This window comes from Curtobacterium ammoniigenes NBRC 101786, from assembly GCF_001571045.1.
Lineage (GTDB): Bacteria > Actinomycetota > Actinomycetes > Actinomycetales > Microbacteriaceae > Curtobacterium > Curtobacterium ammoniigenes.
This window is the reverse complement of sequence record NZ_BCSV01000003.1, coordinates 398,049-417,663: the sequence shown is the minus strand read 5'-3', so window position 1 is coordinate 417,663 and position 19,615 is coordinate 398,049. Positions and strand designations below refer to the sequence as shown.

General features: G+C 67.3%; 20 protein-coding genes. 16 read left to right on the top strand and 4 right to left on the bottom strand.

The features are described from left to right. Positions 1 to 12 precede the first annotated feature (12 nt). Entirely contained in the window at positions 13 to 993 is a 981-nt protein-coding gene (locus CAM01S_RS08910; protein ID WP_066519795.1) for a TerC/Alx family metal homeostasis membrane protein, read from the bottom strand. Between the two features lie 242 nt (positions 994 to 1,235). On the opposite strand from CAM01S_RS08910, the gene ftsY reads away from it, so the two are divergent. Beyond that, complete coding sequence (gene ftsY, locus CAM01S_RS08905; RefSeq protein ID WP_066519792.1) at positions 1,236 to 2,105, top strand: signal recognition particle-docking protein FtsY; 870 nt, start codon at positions 1,236 to 1,238, stop codon at positions 2,103 to 2,105. A gap of 81 nt (positions 2,106 to 2,186) precedes the next feature. Next, a complete protein-coding gene (locus CAM01S_RS14835; protein WP_169795852.1) occupies positions 2,187 to 2,348 on the top strand; it encodes a hypothetical protein in 162 nt (53 codons plus the stop codon). 147 nt (positions 2,349 to 2,495) lie between these two features. On the opposite strand, the gene lipA is transcribed toward CAM01S_RS14835, so the two are convergent. Together lipA and lipB are read right to left on the bottom strand one after the other, a co-directional pair. After that, entirely contained in the window at positions 2,496 to 3,479 is a 984-nt protein-coding gene (gene lipA, locus CAM01S_RS08900) for a lipoyl synthase (protein WP_066519791.1), read from the bottom strand. Continuing rightward, the gene (lipB, locus tag CAM01S_RS08895) at positions 3,476 to 4,201 is read right to left on the bottom strand and encodes a lipoyl(octanoyl) transferase LipB (RefSeq protein ID WP_066519789.1); all 726 of its coding nucleotides are present in this window, start codon (positions 4,199 to 4,201) and stop codon (positions 3,476 to 3,478) included. Before lipB ends, lipA begins: the two co-directional genes overlap by 4 nt. Before the next feature lie 116 nt (positions 4,202 to 4,317). Between lipB and ffh the strand changes: the two genes are divergently transcribed. The 9 genes from ffh to trmD all read left to right on the top strand — a co-directional run bounded on the left by ffh (position 4,318) and on the right by trmD (position 15,773). Beyond that, positions 4,318 to 5,898, top strand: coding sequence for a signal recognition particle protein (ffh, locus tag CAM01S_RS08890; protein WP_066519787.1), 1,581 nt, complete (start codon positions 4,318 to 4,320; stop codon positions 5,896 to 5,898). Between the two features lie 274 nt (positions 5,899 to 6,172). Then, entirely contained in the window at positions 6,173 to 9,301 is a 3,129-nt protein-coding gene (gene aroA / locus CAM01S_RS08885) for a 3-phosphoshikimate 1-carboxyvinyltransferase (protein ID WP_066519786.1), read from the top strand. Between the two features lie 3 nt (positions 9,302 to 9,304). Continuing rightward, a complete protein-coding gene (locus CAM01S_RS08880; protein WP_066519785.1) occupies positions 9,305 to 10,462 on the top strand; it encodes an acyl-CoA dehydrogenase family protein in 1,158 nt (385 codons plus the stop codon). A gap of 86 nt (positions 10,463 to 10,548) precedes the next feature. After that, positions 10,549 to 11,385: an SDR family oxidoreductase gene (locus tag CAM01S_RS08875; protein ID WP_083527887.1), complete on the top strand. Its 837-nt coding sequence runs from the start codon at positions 10,549 to 10,551 to the stop codon at positions 11,383 to 11,385. Positions 11,386 to 11,391: 6 nt separating this feature from the next. After that, a complete protein-coding gene (locus tag CAM01S_RS08870) occupies positions 11,392 to 13,476 on the top strand; it encodes an oxidoreductase (protein WP_066519783.1) in 2,085 nt (694 codons plus the stop codon). A 199-nt stretch (positions 13,477 to 13,675) separates the two neighbouring features. Continuing rightward, positions 13,676 to 14,110 carry a 30S ribosomal protein S16 gene (rpsP, locus tag CAM01S_RS08865; protein ID WP_066519782.1) on the top strand — a complete coding sequence of 145 codons (435 nt, stop codon included), beginning with the start codon at positions 13,676 to 13,678 and terminating at the stop codon, positions 14,108 to 14,110. 4 nt (positions 14,111 to 14,114) lie between these two features. Then, positions 14,115 to 14,351 (top strand): RNA-binding protein, encoded by a 237-nt coding sequence (locus CAM01S_RS08860; protein WP_066519778.1) that lies wholly within the window; start codon positions 14,115 to 14,117, stop codon positions 14,349 to 14,351. Further along, a complete protein-coding gene (gene rimM / locus CAM01S_RS08855; protein ID WP_083527886.1) occupies positions 14,329 to 15,039 on the top strand; it encodes a ribosome maturation factor RimM in 711 nt (236 codons plus the stop codon). The genes CAM01S_RS08860 and rimM overlap by 23 nt, the downstream gene beginning before the upstream one ends. A 2-nt stretch (positions 15,040 to 15,041) precedes the next feature. Next, positions 15,042 to 15,773: a tRNA (guanosine(37)-N1)-methyltransferase TrmD gene (gene trmD / locus CAM01S_RS08850; RefSeq protein WP_066519775.1), complete on the top strand. Its 732-nt coding sequence runs from the start codon at positions 15,042 to 15,044 to the stop codon at positions 15,771 to 15,773. Positions 15,774 to 15,845: 72 nt separating this feature from the next. Here trmD and map read toward each other — a convergent pair whose 3' ends face one another. Continuing rightward, positions 15,846 to 16,640, bottom strand: a complete 795-nt coding sequence (gene map, locus CAM01S_RS08845) for a type I methionyl aminopeptidase (protein ID WP_066519773.1) — start codon at positions 16,638 to 16,640, stop codon at positions 15,846 to 15,848. 178 nt (positions 16,641 to 16,818) lie between these two features. Between map and rplS the strand changes: the two genes are divergently transcribed. The 5 genes from rplS to CAM01S_RS08820 all read left to right on the top strand — a co-directional run bounded on the left by rplS (position 16,819) and on the right by CAM01S_RS08820 (position 19,568). Then, positions 16,819 to 17,175 carry a 50S ribosomal protein L19 gene (gene rplS, locus CAM01S_RS08840; protein ID WP_066519768.1) on the top strand — a complete coding sequence of 119 codons (357 nt, stop codon included), beginning with the start codon at positions 16,819 to 16,821 and terminating at the stop codon, positions 17,173 to 17,175. A 119-nt stretch (positions 17,176 to 17,294) separates the two neighbouring features. Further along, positions 17,295 to 18,056 carry a signal peptidase I gene (gene lepB, locus CAM01S_RS08835; RefSeq protein WP_066519764.1) on the top strand — a complete coding sequence of 254 codons (762 nt, stop codon included), beginning with the start codon at positions 17,295 to 17,297 and terminating at the stop codon, positions 18,054 to 18,056. Beyond that, a complete protein-coding gene (gene rnhB, locus CAM01S_RS08830; protein ID WP_066519759.1) occupies positions 18,056 to 18,775 on the top strand; it encodes a ribonuclease HII in 720 nt (239 codons plus the stop codon). The genes lepB and rnhB overlap by 1 nt, the downstream gene beginning before the upstream one ends. A 12-nt stretch (positions 18,776 to 18,787) precedes the next feature. Further along, complete coding sequence (locus CAM01S_RS08825) at positions 18,788 to 19,111, top strand: DUF2469 family protein (protein WP_066519753.1); 324 nt, start codon at positions 18,788 to 18,790, stop codon at positions 19,109 to 19,111. 49 nt (positions 19,112 to 19,160) lie between these two features. Further along, on the top strand, positions 19,161 to 19,568 hold the full coding sequence (locus CAM01S_RS08820) for a histone-like nucleoid-structuring protein Lsr2 (protein WP_373277698.1): 408 nt from the start codon (positions 19,161 to 19,163) through the stop codon (positions 19,566 to 19,568). Positions 19,569 to 19,615 lie beyond the last annotated feature (47 nt).

The following is a 19,615-nucleotide window of genomic DNA, read 5'->3' as shown; positions in this document are numbered from 1 at the left end:
GGCATCGCCCCGTTACACGTTCCGAATCCGCCGCGCGCTGACGATCAGGCTTGCAGCCGTAGCGACCGCGATCACCGTCACGATCACGCCCAGCGAGATGCCGATCGGGATTTCTGGTGCCCATTCGATTGGCGCACCCCCGTTGATGAACGGGAGCGTGTTCTCGTGCATGGCGTGCAGGACCAGCTTGACGGCGATGAATGCCAGGATGACGGCGAGGCCCTGGCCGAGGAACACGAGCCGTTGCAGGAGTCCGGCGATGAGGAAGTAGAGCTGCCGGAGCCCGATGAGCGAGAACGCGTTCGCCGTGAACACGATGAACGCGTCCTGGGTCAGGCCGAAGATCGCCGGGATCGAGTCCAGTGCGAACAGCACGTCGGTGAGACCGATCGCGACCATGGCGATGAACATCGGGGTGAGCATCCGGCGGCTGCCGACGATCGTCGTCAGGCGATCTCCGTCGAACTCGGGTGCCGTCGGGATCACGCGGCGAAGCACGCGAACGACTCGGGACTCCTCGTCCGCGGAGACGTCGTCGTGCGTGCCGCGCGCCTGCGTCCACGCGAGCCAGAACAGGAGCGCACCGAACAGGTAGAACACCCACGAGAAGGCGCTGATGATCGCGACCCCGAGCGCGATGAACAGCCCGCGCGCGAGCAATGCGATCGCGACACCGACGAGCAGCACCTTCTGCTGATTCGAACGCGGGACCGCGAAGGCATTCATGATCAGCAGGAAGACGAACAGGTTGTCGACGCTCAGCGCCTTCTCGGTCAGCCAACCGGCGAAGTACGCGCCTCCCGCATCATGGCCGCCGAACACCCAGATGCCGACGCCGAACAGGATGGCGATCGCAACGGAGATGGCGGACCAGACCGCAGCCTCCCGCATCGAGGGTTCATGCGGAGTGCGAACGTGCGCGATGAAATCGAACGCGAGCAGCGCGACGATTCCGACGATCGTGGCGATCCAGACGAGGGGAGTGACGTCCATGCGGGTCCTTCAGTGCGGTCGCGTGCGCGACGAGCGACTGAAGGTCTCTTCCACGAGCTCCGCACCGCGGGTCTCGCCGATGCCCCGGGTGCGGGTCGATCCACACCGTATTGACGAGACATGCGCTTGGGAATACTCCCCTTCGTGACACCGATCGTACCGCGTCGTGGGGCGTGACGGCCGCCGACGTGGGTGCGCATGGCCCCGGCATCGTCCGGTGGCCCGGTCCTAAGCTTGGAACCATGCCGAGTTCCTGGTCGTTGTCATCCCGCCTTCGAGGGCTGTTCCAGCGTCGGACGATCGACGAGACCACATGGGACGACCTGGAGACGGCGATGATCGGCGCTGACTTCGGCCCGGACGTCACCGAGGAGATCATCGACGACCTCCGCGCGCGCGTCGATCGGTATCAGACGACTGACCCTGCTGATCTCAATCGAATGCTCCGCGAGGTGCTCGAAGAGCGGCTCTCCAAACTGGACACCACGCTCAAGCTCTCGAATCGGCCCGCCGTCGTGCTCGTCGTCGGAGTCAACGGGGTTGGCAAGACCACGACGATCGGGAAGTTCGCCAAATTCCTCCGCTCCTACAACCGGACCGTGCTCATCGGCGCGGCGGACACGTTCCGCGCTGCCGCGGTCGAGCAGGTCGCGACGTGGGCCGCGCGAGCCGGCGTCGACGTGGTGCGGCCGGCCCAGGCAGGGCAGGATCCCGCCTCGGTCGCGTACCAGACCGTCGAGCGCGCGATGCGGGAGGGCGTCGAGATCGTGGTCATCGACACTGCCGGGCGACTGCACACGAAGGCCGGTCTCATGGATGAGCTCGCCAAGATCAAGCGCGTCGTCGAGAAGCAGACGGAGATCGCCGAAGTGCTCCTCGTGCTCGACGCCACCACCGGGCAGAACGGACTGAACCAGGCGCAGGCGTTCATCGACGGCGCCGGAGTCACAGGACTCGTGATCACGAAGCTCGACGGATCGGCGAAAGCGGGGTTCGTGATCAGCGTCCAGGACAAGACGGGAATCCCGATCAAGCTCATCGGTCAGGGTGAGGGGATCGGCGACCTGACCGGGTTCACGCCCCACGTCTTCGTGGAGAATCTCGTCGGCTGACAGCGGTTGCTGGATAGTTCCTGCGCAACGCCTGCGAGCGAGGTCTACCGTCGGGGCCGTCCCCCAGAAAGGAGACCTGCAATGCCTGTCCTCTTCATTATTCTGCTGATCCTGGGTCTTGCATTCTTGTTCGGCGGCATCTTCGTCGCCGCGCTGAAATTCATGATCGCAGTCGGCATCATCCTGCTCATCATCGGCATCATCGGCTGGATCTGGCGGAGCTTCACCGGCCGTCGCGTCTGACGACAGCCGAGAGCACCGCGTCCGGCGCCATCGCTGCGTCCGGACCGACCAGCCCGATCAGGACCCGTGGCCAGCCCCGCAGTGCGGAGCTGGCCACGATCCGTTTCCCGCAACGAATTCCCGTGTGTCCGAGCGCGGTCGACCGGCTTAGAGCGCCTGCCGCCCCGGTGCTGCGTCGAGCAGGTGCCGCAAGTGCTCGGGGACGGTGCCCCCGCGGGCCTCGGTCGCCCGTGCCCACAGTCGCCCCGCACGGTACGACGATCGAACCAGCGGTCCTGCGAGCACACCCGCGAAGCCCATCGACTCCGCGACTTCGCGCAGTTCGACGAACTCGTCCGGCCGCACCCAGCGTGCAACGGGCAGATGCCGCGGCGATGGCCGGAGGTACTGCGTCAGGGTGATGATGTCGGTCCCCGCGTCGCGGAGCCGCTGCAGCGCGTCCTCGATCTCCGCGCGCTCCTCGCCCATCCCCAGGATCAGGTTCGACTTCGTCACGAGACCGGCGTCGTGTCCCTGCCTGATGACATCGAGCGACCGCTCGAACCGGAATGCCGGACGGATTCGCTTGAAGATCCGCGGCACCGTCTCGACGTTGTGGGCGAATACCTCCGGCGCCGCCGAGAACACCTCGGCGAGCTGGTCCGGCAGGCCGTTGAAGTCGGGCACGAGGATTTCGACGCCCGTGCCGGGGGAGTGCTCGTGGATCGCGCGGATTGTCTCTGCGTAGAGCCACGCGCCTCCGTCGTCGAGGTCATCCCGGGCCACGCCGGTCACCGTGGCGTAGCGGAGACCCATGCGGGCGACGGAATCAGCGACGCGCCGGGGTTCGTCCCGGTCGAGCGGCTCCGGCTTGCCGGTGTCGATCTGGCAGAAGTCGCAGCGGCGCGTGCACTGCGAGCCACCGATGAGGAACGTCGCTTCCCGGTCCTCCCAGCATTCGAAGATATTCGGGCAGCCCGCTTCCTGGCAGACCGTGTGCAGCCGCTGATCGTGCACGAGCCCCGTCAGTTCGCGGTAGGCGGGGCCCTGCGTCGCGCGGGTCTTGATCCACGCCGGCTTCGTCTCGATCGGGGTGGCCGCGTTCCGCGCTTCGACGCGCAGCATGCGCCGGCCCTCGGGGGCGAGCGTCATGCCGAGACTCCCGCCGCTACGGGCGCGTGCGCCGGGGTGGGCGCATCGGTCCGGAGGCTCGTCGTGGCCTGCGCGATCCGGTGACCGCTGCGCATGCCGTCGACCGCGGCGACGATCCGCGTTGCCACGGTGTCGGCGATGTCCGCAACGTCGATCGTTCGTCCGGCCTCGTGGCTCAGGGTGGTCACGCCCGCGTCGCTGATGCCGCAGGGGACGATCGCGTCGTACGGTGCGAGGTCATTCGTGCAGTTGATGGCGATGCCGTGACTGGAGATCCCTTCGGCCACATGCAGCCCGATCGCAGCGACTTTCGCCGTGGTGCCGTCGGGGTGCCGGACCCACGCACCACTGCGGCCGTCAACACGCTCCGCGCGCACCCCCACGGACGCGGCCACGTCGATCAGGACCTGCTCGAGATCGCGCACCCATGCGACCACGTCGAGAGGGTCGCTCAACCGGACGATCGGGTACGCGACGAGTTGTCCTGGACCATGCCAGGTGATGCGGCCGCCCCGATCGACGTCGACCACGGGAGAGCCGTCGCTCGGGAGGTCGCTCGGTTGCGTCCGTCGGCCCGCCGTGTAGACAGACGGGTGCTCGCAGAGGACGACGGCTCCGGAGGATCGGCCGGCTGCGACCTCGCGCCGGAGGTGCTGTTGCAGGGCGAGCCCGTCCAAATACGGCAGGAGCTCTGGGACGCGAACGATCTGCAATTCCGCCATGGGGCAACTCTAAGCGGGTTTCTGGATCCGGTCTACCAACGCGCACAGTCGTCGGCTGACGGCGGTGCGAGTGGGAGCCCGCCGCCCGGGAGGGACACCGGTAGAATTGGCGGACCATGGCGCAATTCGGCTCACTTTCCGACCGGCTCACCGAGACCTTCCGCAACCTCCGCTCGAAAGGGCGGCTGACGCCCGCAGATGTCGACGGGACGGTCCGCGAGATTCGGCGCGCGCTGCTCGACGCCGATGTGGCGCTGGAGGTCGTCAAGGCCTTCACCGCGGCGATCCGCGAGCGCGCGCTGTCGGACGAGGTCAACAAGGCGCTGAATCCGGCCCAGCAGGTCGTTCAGATCGTCAATGAGGAGCTCATCGAGATCCTCGGGGGACAGCAGCGCCGACTCGAGTTCGCGAAGCGACCGCCGACCGTCATCATGCTCGCCGGCCTCCAGGGCGCGGGAAAGACAACGCTCGCCGGCAAGCTCGGAAAGTGGCTCAAGAAGGACGGCCACACCCCGATGCTCGTCGCCGCAGACCTGCAGCGTCCGAACGCCGTGACCCAGCTCCAGGTCGTCGGCGAGCAGGCCGGTGTCGAGGTCTACGCGCCTGAGCCGGGAAACGGTGTTGGTGACCCCGTCAAGGTCGCGCGCAACGCGCTGAAGGTCGCCGTCGACCGGCAGTTCGACACGGTCATCGTGGACACCGCGGGCCGTCTCGGCGTCGACGCCGAGCTGATGAAGCAGGCGGCGAACATCCGGAAGGCCGTCGACCCGGATGAGGTCCTGTTCGTCATCGACGCGATGATCGGGCAGGACGCGGTCGCGACCGCGCGTGCCTTCCAGGACGGCGTCGACTTCACGGGCGTTGTGCTGTCCAAACTGGACGGCGACGCCCGTGGTGGGGCTGCGCTGTCCGTCGCGAGCGTCACCGGGCGTCCGATCATGTTCGCGTCGACCGGAGAAGGGCTCGACGACTTCGAGCCGTTCCACCCGGACCGGATGGCAAGCCGCATCCTCGACCTCGGCGACATCCTCTCGCTCATCGAGCAGGCGCAGCAGGCCTTCGACGAGGAAGAGGCGCGGAAGGTCGCGGAGAAGATCGCGACCGAGACCTTCACGCTGAACGACTTCCTCGGGCAGATGCAGCAGCTGCGCAAGGCCGGATCGATCAAGGGCATGCTCGGAATGCTCCCCGGTGCACGTGGCATGCGGGAGGCCCTCGACAACTTCGACGAGCGCGAGATCATCCGGACCGAGGCGATCATCCAGTCGATGACGCCGCAGGAACGCGAACTGCCGAAGCTGCTGAACGGCTCCCGTCGGCTTCGCATCGCGAAGGGTGCCGGCACCACGGTGACCGAGGTCAACTCGCTCGTCAACCGATTCGAGCAGGCCGCGAAGATGATGAAGACCGTCGCCCGCGGCGGCGTGCCGCAGGTTCCCGGCATGGGTCCTGTGCCCGGAATGCATGGCGGCCGGAAGGCCCAGCCCGGCAAGAAGAAGTCGAAGGCCGGGAACCCGGCGAAGCGTGCGGCGCAGAATGCCGCGATCGCATCCGGACAGCCCGCTCCCGTCCCTGCGGCGCCAGCCGGATCGGGATTCGGGTTCGGTCGCCGCGGCGGCAGTGCCGACGGCGAACCCGTCGGCAAGCAGCCGACGCAGGAAGAGCTCGCAGCGCTGAACAAGTTCCTCGGACGCTGACGTCCCGCCCCGCACGTGCCTGATCCGGTGAGGTCGGGCACCAGGTGGCGCCCTCGCACGCCCGTACCCGCTTGACTGAGTTCCCCTCATCGCGCGTCGTCAATCGGGCTGGCGCGTGCCACACTCGTGGTGCAGGGGTTCGACCAGTGACGTTCGAGCACTTCTTGTCAGACACGCACAAAAGCGGGGCAGTGCAGTGGTCCGGGATCCATCATCCGAGGGGGTCCGGCGCCGGGCTACGGTGGTGACGCTCGCTAGGGAAAAGAGGATACGCATGCAGCTGGTCGTGCGCGGGACATCCGCACCGCTCGTCGGAGAACTCGACATCCCGGTCTCGAAGTACCACGCGCATCGAGCGCTCGTGCTCGCGTCGTTGGCTGAGGGAACGAGTGTCGTCTCGGGGATCAGCACGACCCGTCAAGTGGAGTGGACCGTCGGCACGCTGCGCGCGCTCGGGGTCGATATTCGCCGGCGCGGAAATGACTACCTCGTCACTGGTCTCGGCGGGCGCTATCAGGCCGATCCGACGGTCGTCGATCATGGCAGTCGTGGCGCGGACGGCCTGCTGAACATGGGCTCGTCGGGCACGACCCTGTACTTCATGACCGGACTCGCGTCGCTCGCGGACCGACCCATGACGCTCACCGGCATGAAGTACTTCCAGCGTCGCCCGATCAAAGCCCTGCTCAATTCGCTGACGCAGATGGGGGTCGAGCTCAGCTCGACGAACGACTGCCCGCCGATCACCGTGCAGCCGCGCCGTCCGCGCGGCGGCGATGTCTCGATCGCCGGCACCCTCTCGCAGTGGGTGTCGGGCCTCCTGCTCGTGGCGCCGTTCGCAGAACAGGAGACGCGCCTCCACATCACCGGCGGGCGCCTCAATGAGCAGCCGTACGTCGAGCTCACCATCCGCATGATGCGACAGTTCGGCCTGACCGTCGAGGTCTCCGACGATTGGCTCGAGTATCGGATCCCTGCGGGTCAGCGGGCGACCCCGCACGATTACGTGATCCCGCCCGACATCGGCTCGGCGGCATTCGGCATCGCCGCTGCGGGCATCCGCGAGTCGAACGTTCTGCTGCGCGGCATGACCTCGTTCCGGACCAGCGAGACAGACCATCCCGAGTCCGAGTTCCTCGATATCGCCAGCGCGATGGGCGTGCCAATGCGCATCGACGAAGAGACCGGGTTCGTGCGCATCGAACACGATGGTTCACCGCTCGCACCGCTGGATATCGACTGCCAGCCCATCCCGGACCTCCTGCCGATCCTCGCCACGATGGCCACGTTCGCGGAGGGGACCTCTCGGCTCTGGAACGTTGCACACATTCGCCTGAAGGAATCGGACCGGGTCGCGGCGATGCTGCAGTTGAACCGGATGGGCGGCCGGGCCGAGCAAGGCGCCGACGAACTCCGGGTCACCGGCGTCGAGCGGCTCGTCGGCTCCCCGATGTCCTCGTTCAACGATCACCGGGTCCTCATGTCACTCGCGGTCGCCGCGTCGAAGGCTGACGGGGTGTCGGCGCTGACCTACCCGCGTGCCTACCGGATCTCCTACCCGACATTCCTCGAGGCGATGAACTCGGTCGGACTCGAGATGGAGGTCGGCGACGCCGAGCAGGCATTCGCTGCGCACGCTGCAGAACAGAGCGCCGAACTCGAGGACGAGGACGGCGTCGAGGAGACGACGGACGAGCTGGCACGTGCCGGCATCGACGCGGAGCCGCTCGTCCTCAGCGAGCGCGTGCGCGCACTCAGCGAAGACCGGCCGAACGATCCCGCGGTGATCGAGGTCGGCGGTCCGACGCCGCTCGAGACCACATGGAAGGAACTCCAGGACGAGGCGGACCGGGTGTCGGCCCTGCTCCTCGAGCTCGGAGTGCGTCCGGGTGAATCGGTCGCCATGCAGCTGCCGAACTGGCGCGAGTTCGTCTCCATCACGCTGGGAGCCATCCAGATCGGCGCCGTCGCGACACCGATCATGCCCGTGTTCGGTCCGCGCGAGACCACCATGACCCTGGCGCGGTCGCGTGCGCGCGTCGTGTTCCTCCCGAACGTCTTCCGGAAGCGCCGACCCGCGCTGGAACTGCTCGACGTCGTCGACGAGGCGCGCGCGCAGCGCCGGCGTCTTGCCGTCGAACACGTGATCGTGATCCGGTCGGAGGCTCGTGGTCACGCGGACACACCGACGAACCTGCCGCCGATGCCCGCCGATGCGACCGAGCGCGTGGCCGCGTCTGAATGGAACTGGCGGTATTTCGACACCGCGCTCGAGTCGGTCGAGCCCGACGTCGAGCAGATCCGGAGCCTGTCCCCGGCGCCGGATGACATCTGTCAGCTCCTGTTCACATCCGGCACCACGGGTGAGCCGAAGGGCGTGCAGCATCCGCATCGAACCCTCGGCATCGCGACCGCGCTGCACGTCGCGCAGACCGGCTTGACGAGCGACGACCGGATCTACATCCCGTCGCCACTTGCACACCAGACCGGCTTCCTGTACGGCATGTTGCTGGCGTTCCGGCTCGGTGCCGCCCAGGTGATCCAACCCGTCTGGGATGCGAGCGCAGCGCTCGACCAGGCGTTCGGCGCGGCGCGCGCGACGTTCGTGCAGTGCGCAACCCCGTTCCTCACCGACCTCGTCGATCTGGTCGAGGCGGGGGCGCCAGCGCCCGAGTCGCTCCGCATCTTCGTCCCCACGGGTGCAGCTGTTCCGCGGGCGCTCGCCCAGCGCGCGAGTTCCGTGCTCGGATCGGCAATCCTCGGAGCGTTCGGCACCAGCGAGACATGCCTCGGGGCACTGTCGAGCCCCGACGACGACCCCGCCGACGCCTACGGCCATGACGGTCGCGCGCTCCCGGGGATTCGAATCCGCATCGTCGACGACGAGGGGCGAGAACTGCCTCCCAACACCGAGGGCAATTTCGAGCTCCACTCGCCGACCATGTTCGACGGGTACCTGGACCGACCCGACCTCACCGACGACGTCTTCACCGAGGACGGCTGGTACCGCACCGGTGACCTCGCGAAGCTGTCCGACAAGGGCTTCCTCTCGATCACCGGTCGCGTGAAGGACGTCATCAACCGCGGTGGCGAGAAGATCCCGGTCGTCGAGATCGAGAACCTCCTGTACCAGCACCCGCTCGTCACGGACGTAGCGATCGTCGCGATGCCGGACGAGCGACTCGGCGAGCGCGCGTGCGCGTATGTCGTGCTTGCGCGCCATGACGAACCCCTGACGTTCGACGCGATGCAGCAGTACCTGGAGCACGCGAACGTGTCGAAGTACTACTGGCCGGAGCGGCTCGAGTACATCGGCGAGCTGCCGCGCAACGCCGTCGGGAAAGTGCAGAAGAATGTCCTGCGGGAGCACGCTGCCGCGCTCGTTGCCACGAAGGAGAACTGACACATGACGACCTTTGACGAGGCCGCCTTCCAGCGTCTGAAGACCGAGGTCACCGAGTGGGTCCGCGGTCCGGGAGAGGACTGGGCCGACGAGATCGAGCGGAGCGGCGCGGTGCCGCCGGCGCTGTTCGCCGAGCTGAAGGACAAGGGGTGGCTGTCGCTCGCCGCACCGGCCGAGCTCGGTGGTCAGGGCATCCCGTTCTCGCGCTACCTCGAGATCATGGAGATCATCAGTCGCTCGCACGCGTCCATCCGGATGATCGTGCACGTCATCAACGGCACATGGCGTGCCATGGCGCCGTACGCGACGCCTGAGCAGCTCGAGCAGGTCGTCAAGCCCTCGGTAGCCGGCGACAAGCTCGTCGCCTTCACGCTCACCGAGGCGACGGCAGGCACCGGTGCGGACATCCGGACGACCGTGCGGCGCGAGGGCGACGTCTATGTGATGAACGGCGAGAAGCACCTCATCACGTTCGGCGTGAAGTGCGACTACTGGCTCATCGCCGCGCGCCTTGAGGGCACGACCGGTCAGGACGGCACGGTCGCGTTCCTCATGCCGAACAACGGCCTCCCGGGTGCCGAGGTGATCGATGACTCCGACACCATGGGCATTCGTGGCACGGACCACGCGATCCTGCGGTTCACGGACGTCCCCGTCCCGGCGTCCGCGCTCCTCGGGCAAGAAGGACAGGGCCTCGAGGTCGCCCTCGGCGGCTTCCTGCTCCCGAGCCGCGTGTCGGTCGCGATGAGCGCGGTCGGTCTGGCGGAGCGTGCGAACGAGCTCGCCGTGGAATACGCCAACACGCGGGAGACCTTCGGGAAGAAGCTGGCGACGCGCCAGGCGATCCAGTTCTATCTCGCCGAGAACTACGCCGACATCGCCGCGGCGCGCGCCCTCGTGCTCGAGGCAGCGCGAGCCTACGAGGAGGGCCGGCCGGACGCCGGCACGCTGTCGAGCGCCTCAAAGATGGTCGCCGTCGACATGCTCGCCCGTGTCACGGACAAGGCACTCCAGGTGCACGGCGGCCAGGGCTACTGGAAGCGCAACAAGATCGAGCGTGTCTACCGTGACGCGCGCGCGCAGCGCTTCGAGGAGGGCACCAACGAGATCCAGAAGCTCGTCGTCGGCCGAGCCGTCGTGACCGGCCACGCCGGCTTCTGACCGACCATCCGACCGACCGGAGGCTCGGCGCGCGTCGTGCGCACCGCCTCCAGACCGACCAGGCGCAACCGAAGCGAAGGAACACTGTGACCGAGTCCACGAACGCCCCCATCGCCCTGATCACGGGCGCATCCCGCGGTATCGGCCGCCTGCTTGCGAAGAAGCTCGGGGAGCGCGGTGTCACCGTCGTCGTGACGTACAAGGGGAACGCCGAGCTCGCGGAGGAGTCGCTCGCCGACGTCAAGGCGGCAGGCGGCGACGGGATCACCGCGCAGGTGGACATCGAGAGCCCCGAGTCGATCGATGCGCTCTTCGACCTGGTCCGCGACACGTACGGACGGCTCGACTATTTCGTTGCGAACGCCGCAGCGAGCGCGTTCAAGCCGGTCGCCGAGCTGAAGCTGCACCACCTGGATCGGAGCTATGCGACGAACGCCCGCTCGTTCGTGCTCGGTGCGCAGCGTGCTGCAGCGTTGATGGACCGGGGCGGCCGCATCGTGGTCGTCACGTCGTACGGGTCGCTGCGTGCGTTCCCGACCTACGCGGCCCTCGGAGCTGCGAAGGCCATGAACGAGGCGTACATGAAGTTCATGGCGACCGAGTTCGGCCCGCGTCAGATCACGGTGAACGCCGTGAACGGGGGGCTCATCGACACAGACTCGCTCGACTACTTCTACAACCGCGTGCCCGGCATGGCGCCGATGCAGTCCGTGCTGTCGAAGCTGCCGCTGCAGCGGCCGGGCACCGCCGACGACATGGCAGATGCGGTCGACTTCCTCCTGTCGGACAAAGCGTCCTACATCACCGGTCAGGTCCTGTCCGTCGATGGCGGACTCACCGTCATCGCGCCGCCGTACTGGTCGGACACCACCGCTCCGCTGCACGACGCGGTGTTTCCGCCGGACGCGACCGTCGCGGAGTAGCCCACCATGACGGACACGCTCGCGACGACGGCGTCGCCGTGGACGCTCGGCCCGCTGCGCCTGCCGCATCGCGTGATCATGGGGTCGATGCACACCGGCCTCGAGACGCGTGATGACGGCGGTGTCGGCATGGCGGCGTTCTACCGAGAGCGCGCGTCCGGCGGCGCCGCACTCATCATCACCGGGGGCATCGCAGTGAGCGACGAAGCTCGGGGCGGTGCGGACTTCGCGGTGTTTGGCCGCGATGGCGCCGACGACCGCTTCCGGGAGGCGGTGGCCGCGGTCCACGAGGAGGGCGCGCACATCCTCGCGCAGCTCTTCCACGCGGGCCGGTACGCGCTCGTCAGCGGGCTGACCGATCGGAACGGCGACCCGCAGCGGGCGGTAGCACCATCGGCGCTGCCGTGGGCAGCGGCCCGCGGCATCGTGCCGGAAGAACTCACCGCGCCCGAGATCGAGCGGACGATCGAGGACTTCGCAGCTGCCGCACGCACGGCGCGCTCGATCGGGTTCGACGGCGTCGAGATCATGGCGTCCGAGGGGTACCTGATCAACCAGTTCTGCTCGCCGCTGACGAATCATCGCGACGACGCGTGGGGCGGGCACCCGGTTCGTCGTCGCCGCTTCGCCGTCGAGGTGGTCCGCGCCGTGCGCACCGCAGTGCCGGACCTCGCCGTCACGATCCGACTCTCCGGTGTCGACCTCATGCCCGACTCGAGTACCCAGGATGACGTCGACGCGCTAGTCGCCGACCTCCTCCCACTCGGGATCGACGGAATCTCCGTCGGGGTCGGCTGGCACGAGTCGCGGACCCCGACCGTTCAGGCGGCGGTTCCGCACGCCGTGTGGGTGTCGTACGTCGAGCGGATCGCGGCAGTCGTGCGGGCCTCGCCGTATCCGGACGTGCGCGTGATCGCTTCGAACCGGATGACGGACCTCCGCGATGCCGAGGCCGTGCTCGACCGGGGGCTCGTCGACGCAGTGGCGCTCGCACGCCCGTTCCTCGCCGATCCCACGATCGTGTCGCGATCGCTCCGCGGCGATCTGGCGGCGGTGAACACGTGCATCGGCTGCAATCAGGCGTGCCTCGACCGTTCCATCATCGGGGCTCCCGTGTCGTGCCTGGTGAATCCGCGCGCCGGCCGTGAGGCACAGTTCCCGCTCGCACCGACCGCAGACCCGAAGCGTGTCGACGTCGTGGGTGGCGGTCCAGCCGGCCTCGCAGCCGCCGTCGATGCTGCGCGTCGGGGGCATCGGGTACACCTGTGGGAGGCGAGCGATCGCCTCGGTGGTCAGTTCGACCTCGCCGCGCTCATCCCCGGGAAAGAGGACTACGCGGCGACGGTTCGAGCCGCGCGCACCGAGCTGCTGCAGCGCGGTGCGCAGATCACCACCGGTCGAGCCGTGAGCGCGGCCGACCTGCAGGAGAGCGACGCGGTGGTCGTCGCCACCGGCGTGGAGCCGCGGAGCGTGTCGATCCCCGGCGCGGACCTTCCGCACGTGCTCAGCTATGAAAGCGCGCTTCGCGACGGGGTTCCGCCAGGATCCGTCGCGATCATCGGCGGCGGAGGCATCGGCGTGGACACGGCTGCATTCCTTGTCGAATCGCCGTCCGAGGAGGCGCGTGCCGCTGCGTTCGCGCGTCGCTGGGACGTCGAGACGTTCGACGGGGTCGTCGGCGAGGTGCCGCAGCGGGAGCCCGTCGCGCACCGCTCCACGCGTGAGGGAGCGCTCGTCACCGTCCTTCGACGGTCGGGCAAGTTCGGTCAGGGCGTCGGAATCACCTCGCGGTGGGTGGCGCTTGGCCGACTGCGGGATGCGGGCGTCCGCTTCGTCGGTGGGGTGCGCGAGTACGTCCGCATCGAGCCCGGGTTCCTGGAGATCGTCGACGACGCCGGCGAGCGAGTGCAGATCCCCGCGGACTCCGTGGTGATCTGCGCCGGACAGGAGGCGCGTGACGGCCTGAGCACGGACCTCCAGACCATGTCGATCCCGTTCGCCCTCGTCGGCGGTGCGCGCGACGCGAGCAGCGTCGACGCGGTCCGTGCCACGAGTGAGGCGCTTGAGGCCGTCCGCCGACTCGCTCCCTGACCACGCCGAGCTGCATCCGGGTGGACACGCTCAACCGGCCGGTTGGCGGCACGCGCGCCGATCTGCAAGAATGAACGGTCGAATCGTGCCCGCTCGACCCTCTATCCGGCGGTGCGCGTCACTCACCCGAGCTTCGCCGTGTGTGCCCCCACGCCCGCGGTTCCAGTTCAACCACAACAAGTACGCAACAGGAGCATTTGTGGCTGTCAAGATCCGCCTCAAGCGCCTCGGAAAGATCCGGGCGCCCTATTACCGTGTCGTCGTCGCCGACTCGCGCACCAAGCGCGATGGTCGCGTGATCGAGGAGATCGGCAAGTACCACCCGACCGAGGAGCCCTCCCTCATCGAGATCAACTCAGAGCGCGCGCAGTACTGGCTCGGTGTCGGCGCGCAGCCGACCGAGCAGGTCGCAGCCCTCCTCAAGCTCACCGGCGACTGGGCCGCCTTCAAGGGCGAGGCCGACACCGCGAGCAAGGTCAAGACGCGCGAGCCGAAGGAGGCATTCGTCGCAGACGCGTCGAAGAAGCCCGTGCTCAAGCCGAAGTCCGAGAAGAAGACCGCCGAGGCTCCTGCTGCCGCCGAGTCCGAGTCGGACGCCGCGGCGACCGCCGACGAGACCCCTGCTGAGGCGTAAGGACTTGTTGGAGAACGCGCTGACGCACCTCGTCAAGGGGATCGTCGATCACCCGGACGAAGTCCGCGTCGCCAGTTCCACCACTCCACGTGGCGAGGTCCTCGAGGTGCGCGTGCACCCCGAGGACCTCGGTCGCGTGATCGGTCGCGCCGGACGGACCGCCAAGGCGCTCCGCACGCTCGTCACGGCTCTCGCCGACGGCAAGCGCGTGCGGGTCGATGTGGTCGACTCCGATTCCTAGCCGCACGACCCAGCTCCGGGTGGGTCGACTGACAAAGGCGCATGGGCTCAAGGGCGGCATCAAGCTCGAGCTCTACACCGATGACCCGGATCGTCGGTTCGTGCCCGGCGCGACGTTCTCGCTGCAGGTCCCGGACGACTCGCCCTGGGCGGGTCGAACGATCGTGCTCGACGAGCTGCGGTGGTACAACGGGCACCCTGTCGCGTTCTTCCGCGATGTGCCCGACCGCACGGTCGCCGAAAGCCTCATCAAGGCAATTCTCTGGATCGACCACGACGAATCCGAGCAGACCGGCGACGATGACGCGTGGTACGACCACCAGCTCGTCGGACTCCGGGTCCTCCGCGACGGCGTCGAGGTCGGCGTCGTCGCCCGCGTCGACCACTTACCTGCGCATGATCTCCTCGCCGTCGCTGACGCCGATCGGGAGGTGCTCGTGCCGTTCGTGCGCGCGATCGTGCCGACCGTCGATGTGGCCGCCGGCTCGGTGACGATCACCCCGCCGATGGGGCTCTTCGAAGACCCGGTGGACGACCGTGAGGCTGCCGAGCCGAGCGACGGCGCGCCGGCCGCGCCGAGCGATGGCGCGCCGGCCGAGCCGAGCGACGGTGCAGTGGCCGAGCGTCGGACGGACACTGCCGGTGACGGTGCTGGAGCGTCCGAACCAGATTCCGCCGACCCTTCATAGCCATGCGCGTCGACATCGTCACGATCTTTCCGGCGTTCTTCTCGGTCCTCGACGTTTCACTCCTCGGTCGGGCGCGCCAGGACGGGCTGCTTTACGTTCAGGTCCACGACCTTCGTGACTGGACGACGGACCGCCATCGCACGGTCGACGACACGCCGTACGGCGGTGGTGCGGGCATGGTCATGAAGCCAGAGCCCTGGGCGCAGGCACTCGAAGCGCTGCTGCGACCCGACGGGACCTCCACACTCGTTGTGCCAACGCCGGCCGGGACGCGGTTCAGCCAACCGATCGCGCGCGGATTGGCGACGGCCGACCATCTGGTCTTCGCGTGCGGACGGTACGAGGGCATCGATGCACGGGTGCTCGACTGGGCTGCCGAGCGGTGCCGCGTGACGGAGTTGTCGCTCGGCGACTACGTCCTCAACGGTGGCGAGGTCGCGGCCATGGCGATGCTCGAGGCGGTTGGTCGACTCGTGCCAGGCGTGGTCGGCAACCCCGAGTCACTGGTCGAGGAGTCACACGAGGACGGCCTTCTCGAGTACCCGTCGTATACGAAGCCATCGACGTGGCGGGGTCGGAGCGTGCCTCCCGTGCTCCTGAGTGGTCACCACGCAGCAATCGACGAGTGGCGGCGCGCCCAGCAGCTTGAGCGCACCCGGCGCATTCGTCCAGACCTCATCGAACTCCTCGACCACGATGCGGGCGCAGCCGGACCGGGTGTGCCGCGTTCGTAGACCCGGCGCTGCCTCGGTCGATCTCCGATGACCCGACCGGCGCGCAGCGGGGCGATGGGCCAACTCGGCGCGTCATGAGGTCACGCGAGCGCGCTCCGTACTCCGCTGAGTGAGTACGAGCGGGCCGCGCTCGGTGATGGCGACGGTGTGCTCGACATGGGCCGCACGGGATCCATCGGCACTGCGCAACGTCCAGCCATCGTCATCCTGAACAATCTGGTCCGTTCCTGCCATGAGCCAGGGCTCGATGGCGATGACGAGGCCGGGGCGGAGCCGAAGGCCGCGCCCCGGGCGGCCGTCGTTGGGGATATGCGGGTCTCCGTGCATCGTGCGTCCGACACCGTGACCGCCGAACTGCAGGTTCACGCCGTAGCCCGCACTGCGGGCGATGCTCCCGATCGCGGACGCAATGTCGCCGATCCGGTTGCCGGGGAGGGCCGCGTCGATCCCTGCGGCGAGAGCGCGCTCGACCGTGGCGATGAGACGCTGGTCCTCAGCGCGCTCCGAGCCGACTTGCACGGTGACTGCCGAATCCGCGACCCAGCCGTCGACGCTCGCGGCGAAGTCGAGACTGAGCAGGTCGCCATCGTGCAGCGAATAGTCGTGCGGCAGGCCATGCAGGGCAGCATCGTTGACCGAGGTGCACAGCGAGTGCCCGAATGGGCTCCTGCCGAACGAGGGGTGATAGTCGACGTAGCAGCTCGAGGCGCCAGGGCGATCAGCGATGAGGCGGGCGGCGAGCGCGTCCAGCTCGAGCAGGTTCACCCCGACCGCTGCGGACTCCGCAAGGGCGGTCACCACCTCAGCGACGAAGCGGCCCGCGGTGGCGAGGCGTTCGATTTCAGCGGGCGAGCGCAGTTCGATCATGCCTTGTATCCTGCCGTGCCCGACCCGATGGCGGAGCGGCGTGCACGTGTGGCAAGATAGATGTTTGTGCCCAGGCTCGGCTCTGCCACGGGGGAGCCGCCATCGTCGGGCATGCCTTCATTCTTCGTTGACATCGATCCGCGAGCGACCCGTGCGCGTTCGCAGAGAGTGACCCATCATGAGCCAGCTTCTCGATCAGGTGGATGCCGCCAATCTCAAGAGCGACATCCCTGACTTCCGCCCGGGCGACACCGTTCGCGTGCACGTGAACATCATCGAGGGCACCCGCTCGCGTATCCAGGTGTTCCAGGGTGTCGTCATCGGTCGTCAGGGCCACGGCGTTCGCGAGACCTTCACGGTCCGGAAGGTCAGCTTCCAGGTCGGCGTCGAGCGCATGTTCCCGGTCCACTCGCCGATCATCGACCACATCGAGATCGTGACGCGCGGTGACGTGCGCCGGGCGAAGCTTTACTACCTCCGCGAGCTCCGCGGGAAGGCAGCGCGCCGGAAGATCCGCGAGAAGCGCGAAGCCTGATCTGACTCGCAGGCACCGTCGGTCTTCTTCGGCGCCTGATGACGCCCCTCGTCCCTGTACCGTGGTGCAAGTGACGGGGGGCGTTTTCCATGTCTGAAACGGATGCATCTGGGCAATCCATGAGCGACTCGACCACCACGACGTTGCGGCGCCCGCGTACGCGGCAGAACCGGCGGAAACCACGCCGGGGCGGCGCGCTGACCTTCCTTCGCGATCTCTTCATCATCGTCCTCGCAGCGTTGTTGGTCTCCTTCCTGGTCAAGACATTCCTCGTCCGGTCCTTCTGGATCCCGTCGGGGTCAATGGAGAACACGCTGCAAGTCAACGACCGAGTCGTGGTGGACGAACTCGTGCCCAATGTGATCCCGGTGCATCGTGGGGACATCATCGTGTTCACCGACCCTGGCGGCTGGCTCGCCGGCGAGAACCTGCCGAATGTCCAGCCGACGAGCGACCTCGGTCGCGCGTTCGAATGGCTGCTCACGCAGGTCGGGCTCGGAACCGCCGACAGCGACAACCACCTCATCAAGCGGGTGATCGGGCTTCCCGGCGATCACGTCAGCTGCTGCAATGACCTCGGGCAGATGTCTGTCAACGGCGTTCCGCTCGCCGAGCCATACATCACACTCCCGTCCGGCAAGTCCGCCGCCTCTGGCACCAGCTTTTCGGTCACCGTCCCAGCCAATTCGCTGTGGGTCATGGGCGACAACCGATACGACTCGAAGGACTCGCGCTACAACCGCACAACGCCGAGCAAGGGCTTCGTGCCCATGTCCGATGTCGTCGGACGTGCGTTCGTGATCTCGTGGCCGGCAGACCGTTGGCGTTGGCTCAGCGACTACTCATCGACGTTCGCCGGGGTCGGACGCGCGAAGGACTGATGGTGCCGCAGTATCGTCCGACGTTGCGGTGGGAGCGAGAGCAGTTCGAGCTCGGCCGATCAACGGTGATCGGCTGTGACGAAGTCGGGCGGGGCGCGATCGCCGGACCCGTAGCGGTCGGCGTGGCCGCCATTACGACGAGCGTCCGGAGAATGCCCGCAGGGCTTGCGGACTCGAAGCTGCTTTCGCCGGATCGGCGAGAGCGACTCGTCCCGATGATCCGCAGATGGTGCGTTTCCGCAGTGGGTCTTGCGGATGCTGCATACATCGATGAGTTCGGCATCGTTGCTGCGCTCGGTCTTGCGGGGAGTAGGGCCGTCACAGGCCTCCGGACGCTCGGCGTCGACATTCAATCCGCGGTCGTGCTGCTCGACGGATCATTCGACTGGCTTTCGCGGGCGCTTGACGATCCGATCGACGTGCAGGTTCGGATCAAGGCGGATCGAGACTGCGCGTCAGTATCGGCGGCCTCCGTGGTCGCGAAGGTGCATCGTGACGCCCTGATGGTGGCCGCTCACGATGACGCGCCTCACTACGCATGGGAGGCGAACAAGGGTTATGGATCGCGCGCGCACTACAGCGCGATTGCGGAGTACGGGGTGCACGGGTTGCACCGCCGCACGTGGCTGCACGAGCGGCCCTCGCTCGCAGAGACCGCAGGGCTGGAGGTGCGGGCCGTCGATGAGGCGCCTGCCGCAGGCGCGCTGCCCGCGCCGTAGGATGGTCCTGCAATGGACGACGACGAATTCGATGACTACGACCGTGAGGTCGAGCTGGCCCTCTACCGGGAGTACCGGGACGTGGTGTCTCAATTCCGCTACGTCGTGGAGACCGAACGCCGCTTCTATCTGGCGAACGAAGTCGAGCTCGTGCGGCGGGACACCGAGCACGATTTCTATTTTGAGCTGAGCATGACCGACGTCTGGGTATGGGACGTCTACCGGTCTGACCGATTCGTCAAATCAGTACGAGTGCTCACGTTCAAGGATGTCAATGTTGAGGAATTGACCAACCGCGAGCTCGAATTGCCAAAGGAACTGGCGCTCGACGAGTAATCCTCGAGTCGTTCGATCTCGTTCGCGTTTGGATAACAAGCGCGATGTTATGACCGAATTGCTTCGAGTGCCTTATCCTGGTCGACATACCCAGAATGAGGAGATCACCATGGCGCAAAAAGTCACCGTTCAACTCGTCGATGATCTCGACGATTCGCCGATCGGACCGGGAGCCGGTCGGACGGTCGAATTCGGCTTCGACGGGGCAACCTACGAGATCGATCTGAAGAACGACAACATCGACGCGCTTCGCGAGGCGCTATCCGACTATGTTGCCGCGGCTCGCAAGACCGCAGGCCGTCGTTCGACCGGCGCTCGTGCGGGATCGAGCACAAAGCGCTCGGCCTCCAACGATCTTGGCAAGATTCGCGAGTGGGCCAAGGAGAACGGCTACGAAGTCTCGTCCCGCGGTCGTATTTCCGCGCAGGTGCAGGAAGCCTACGCAGCCGCGCACTGATTTCGGTTGTACCGCTTTGCAGGGCGGCTCTCCTTTGGGAGAGCCGC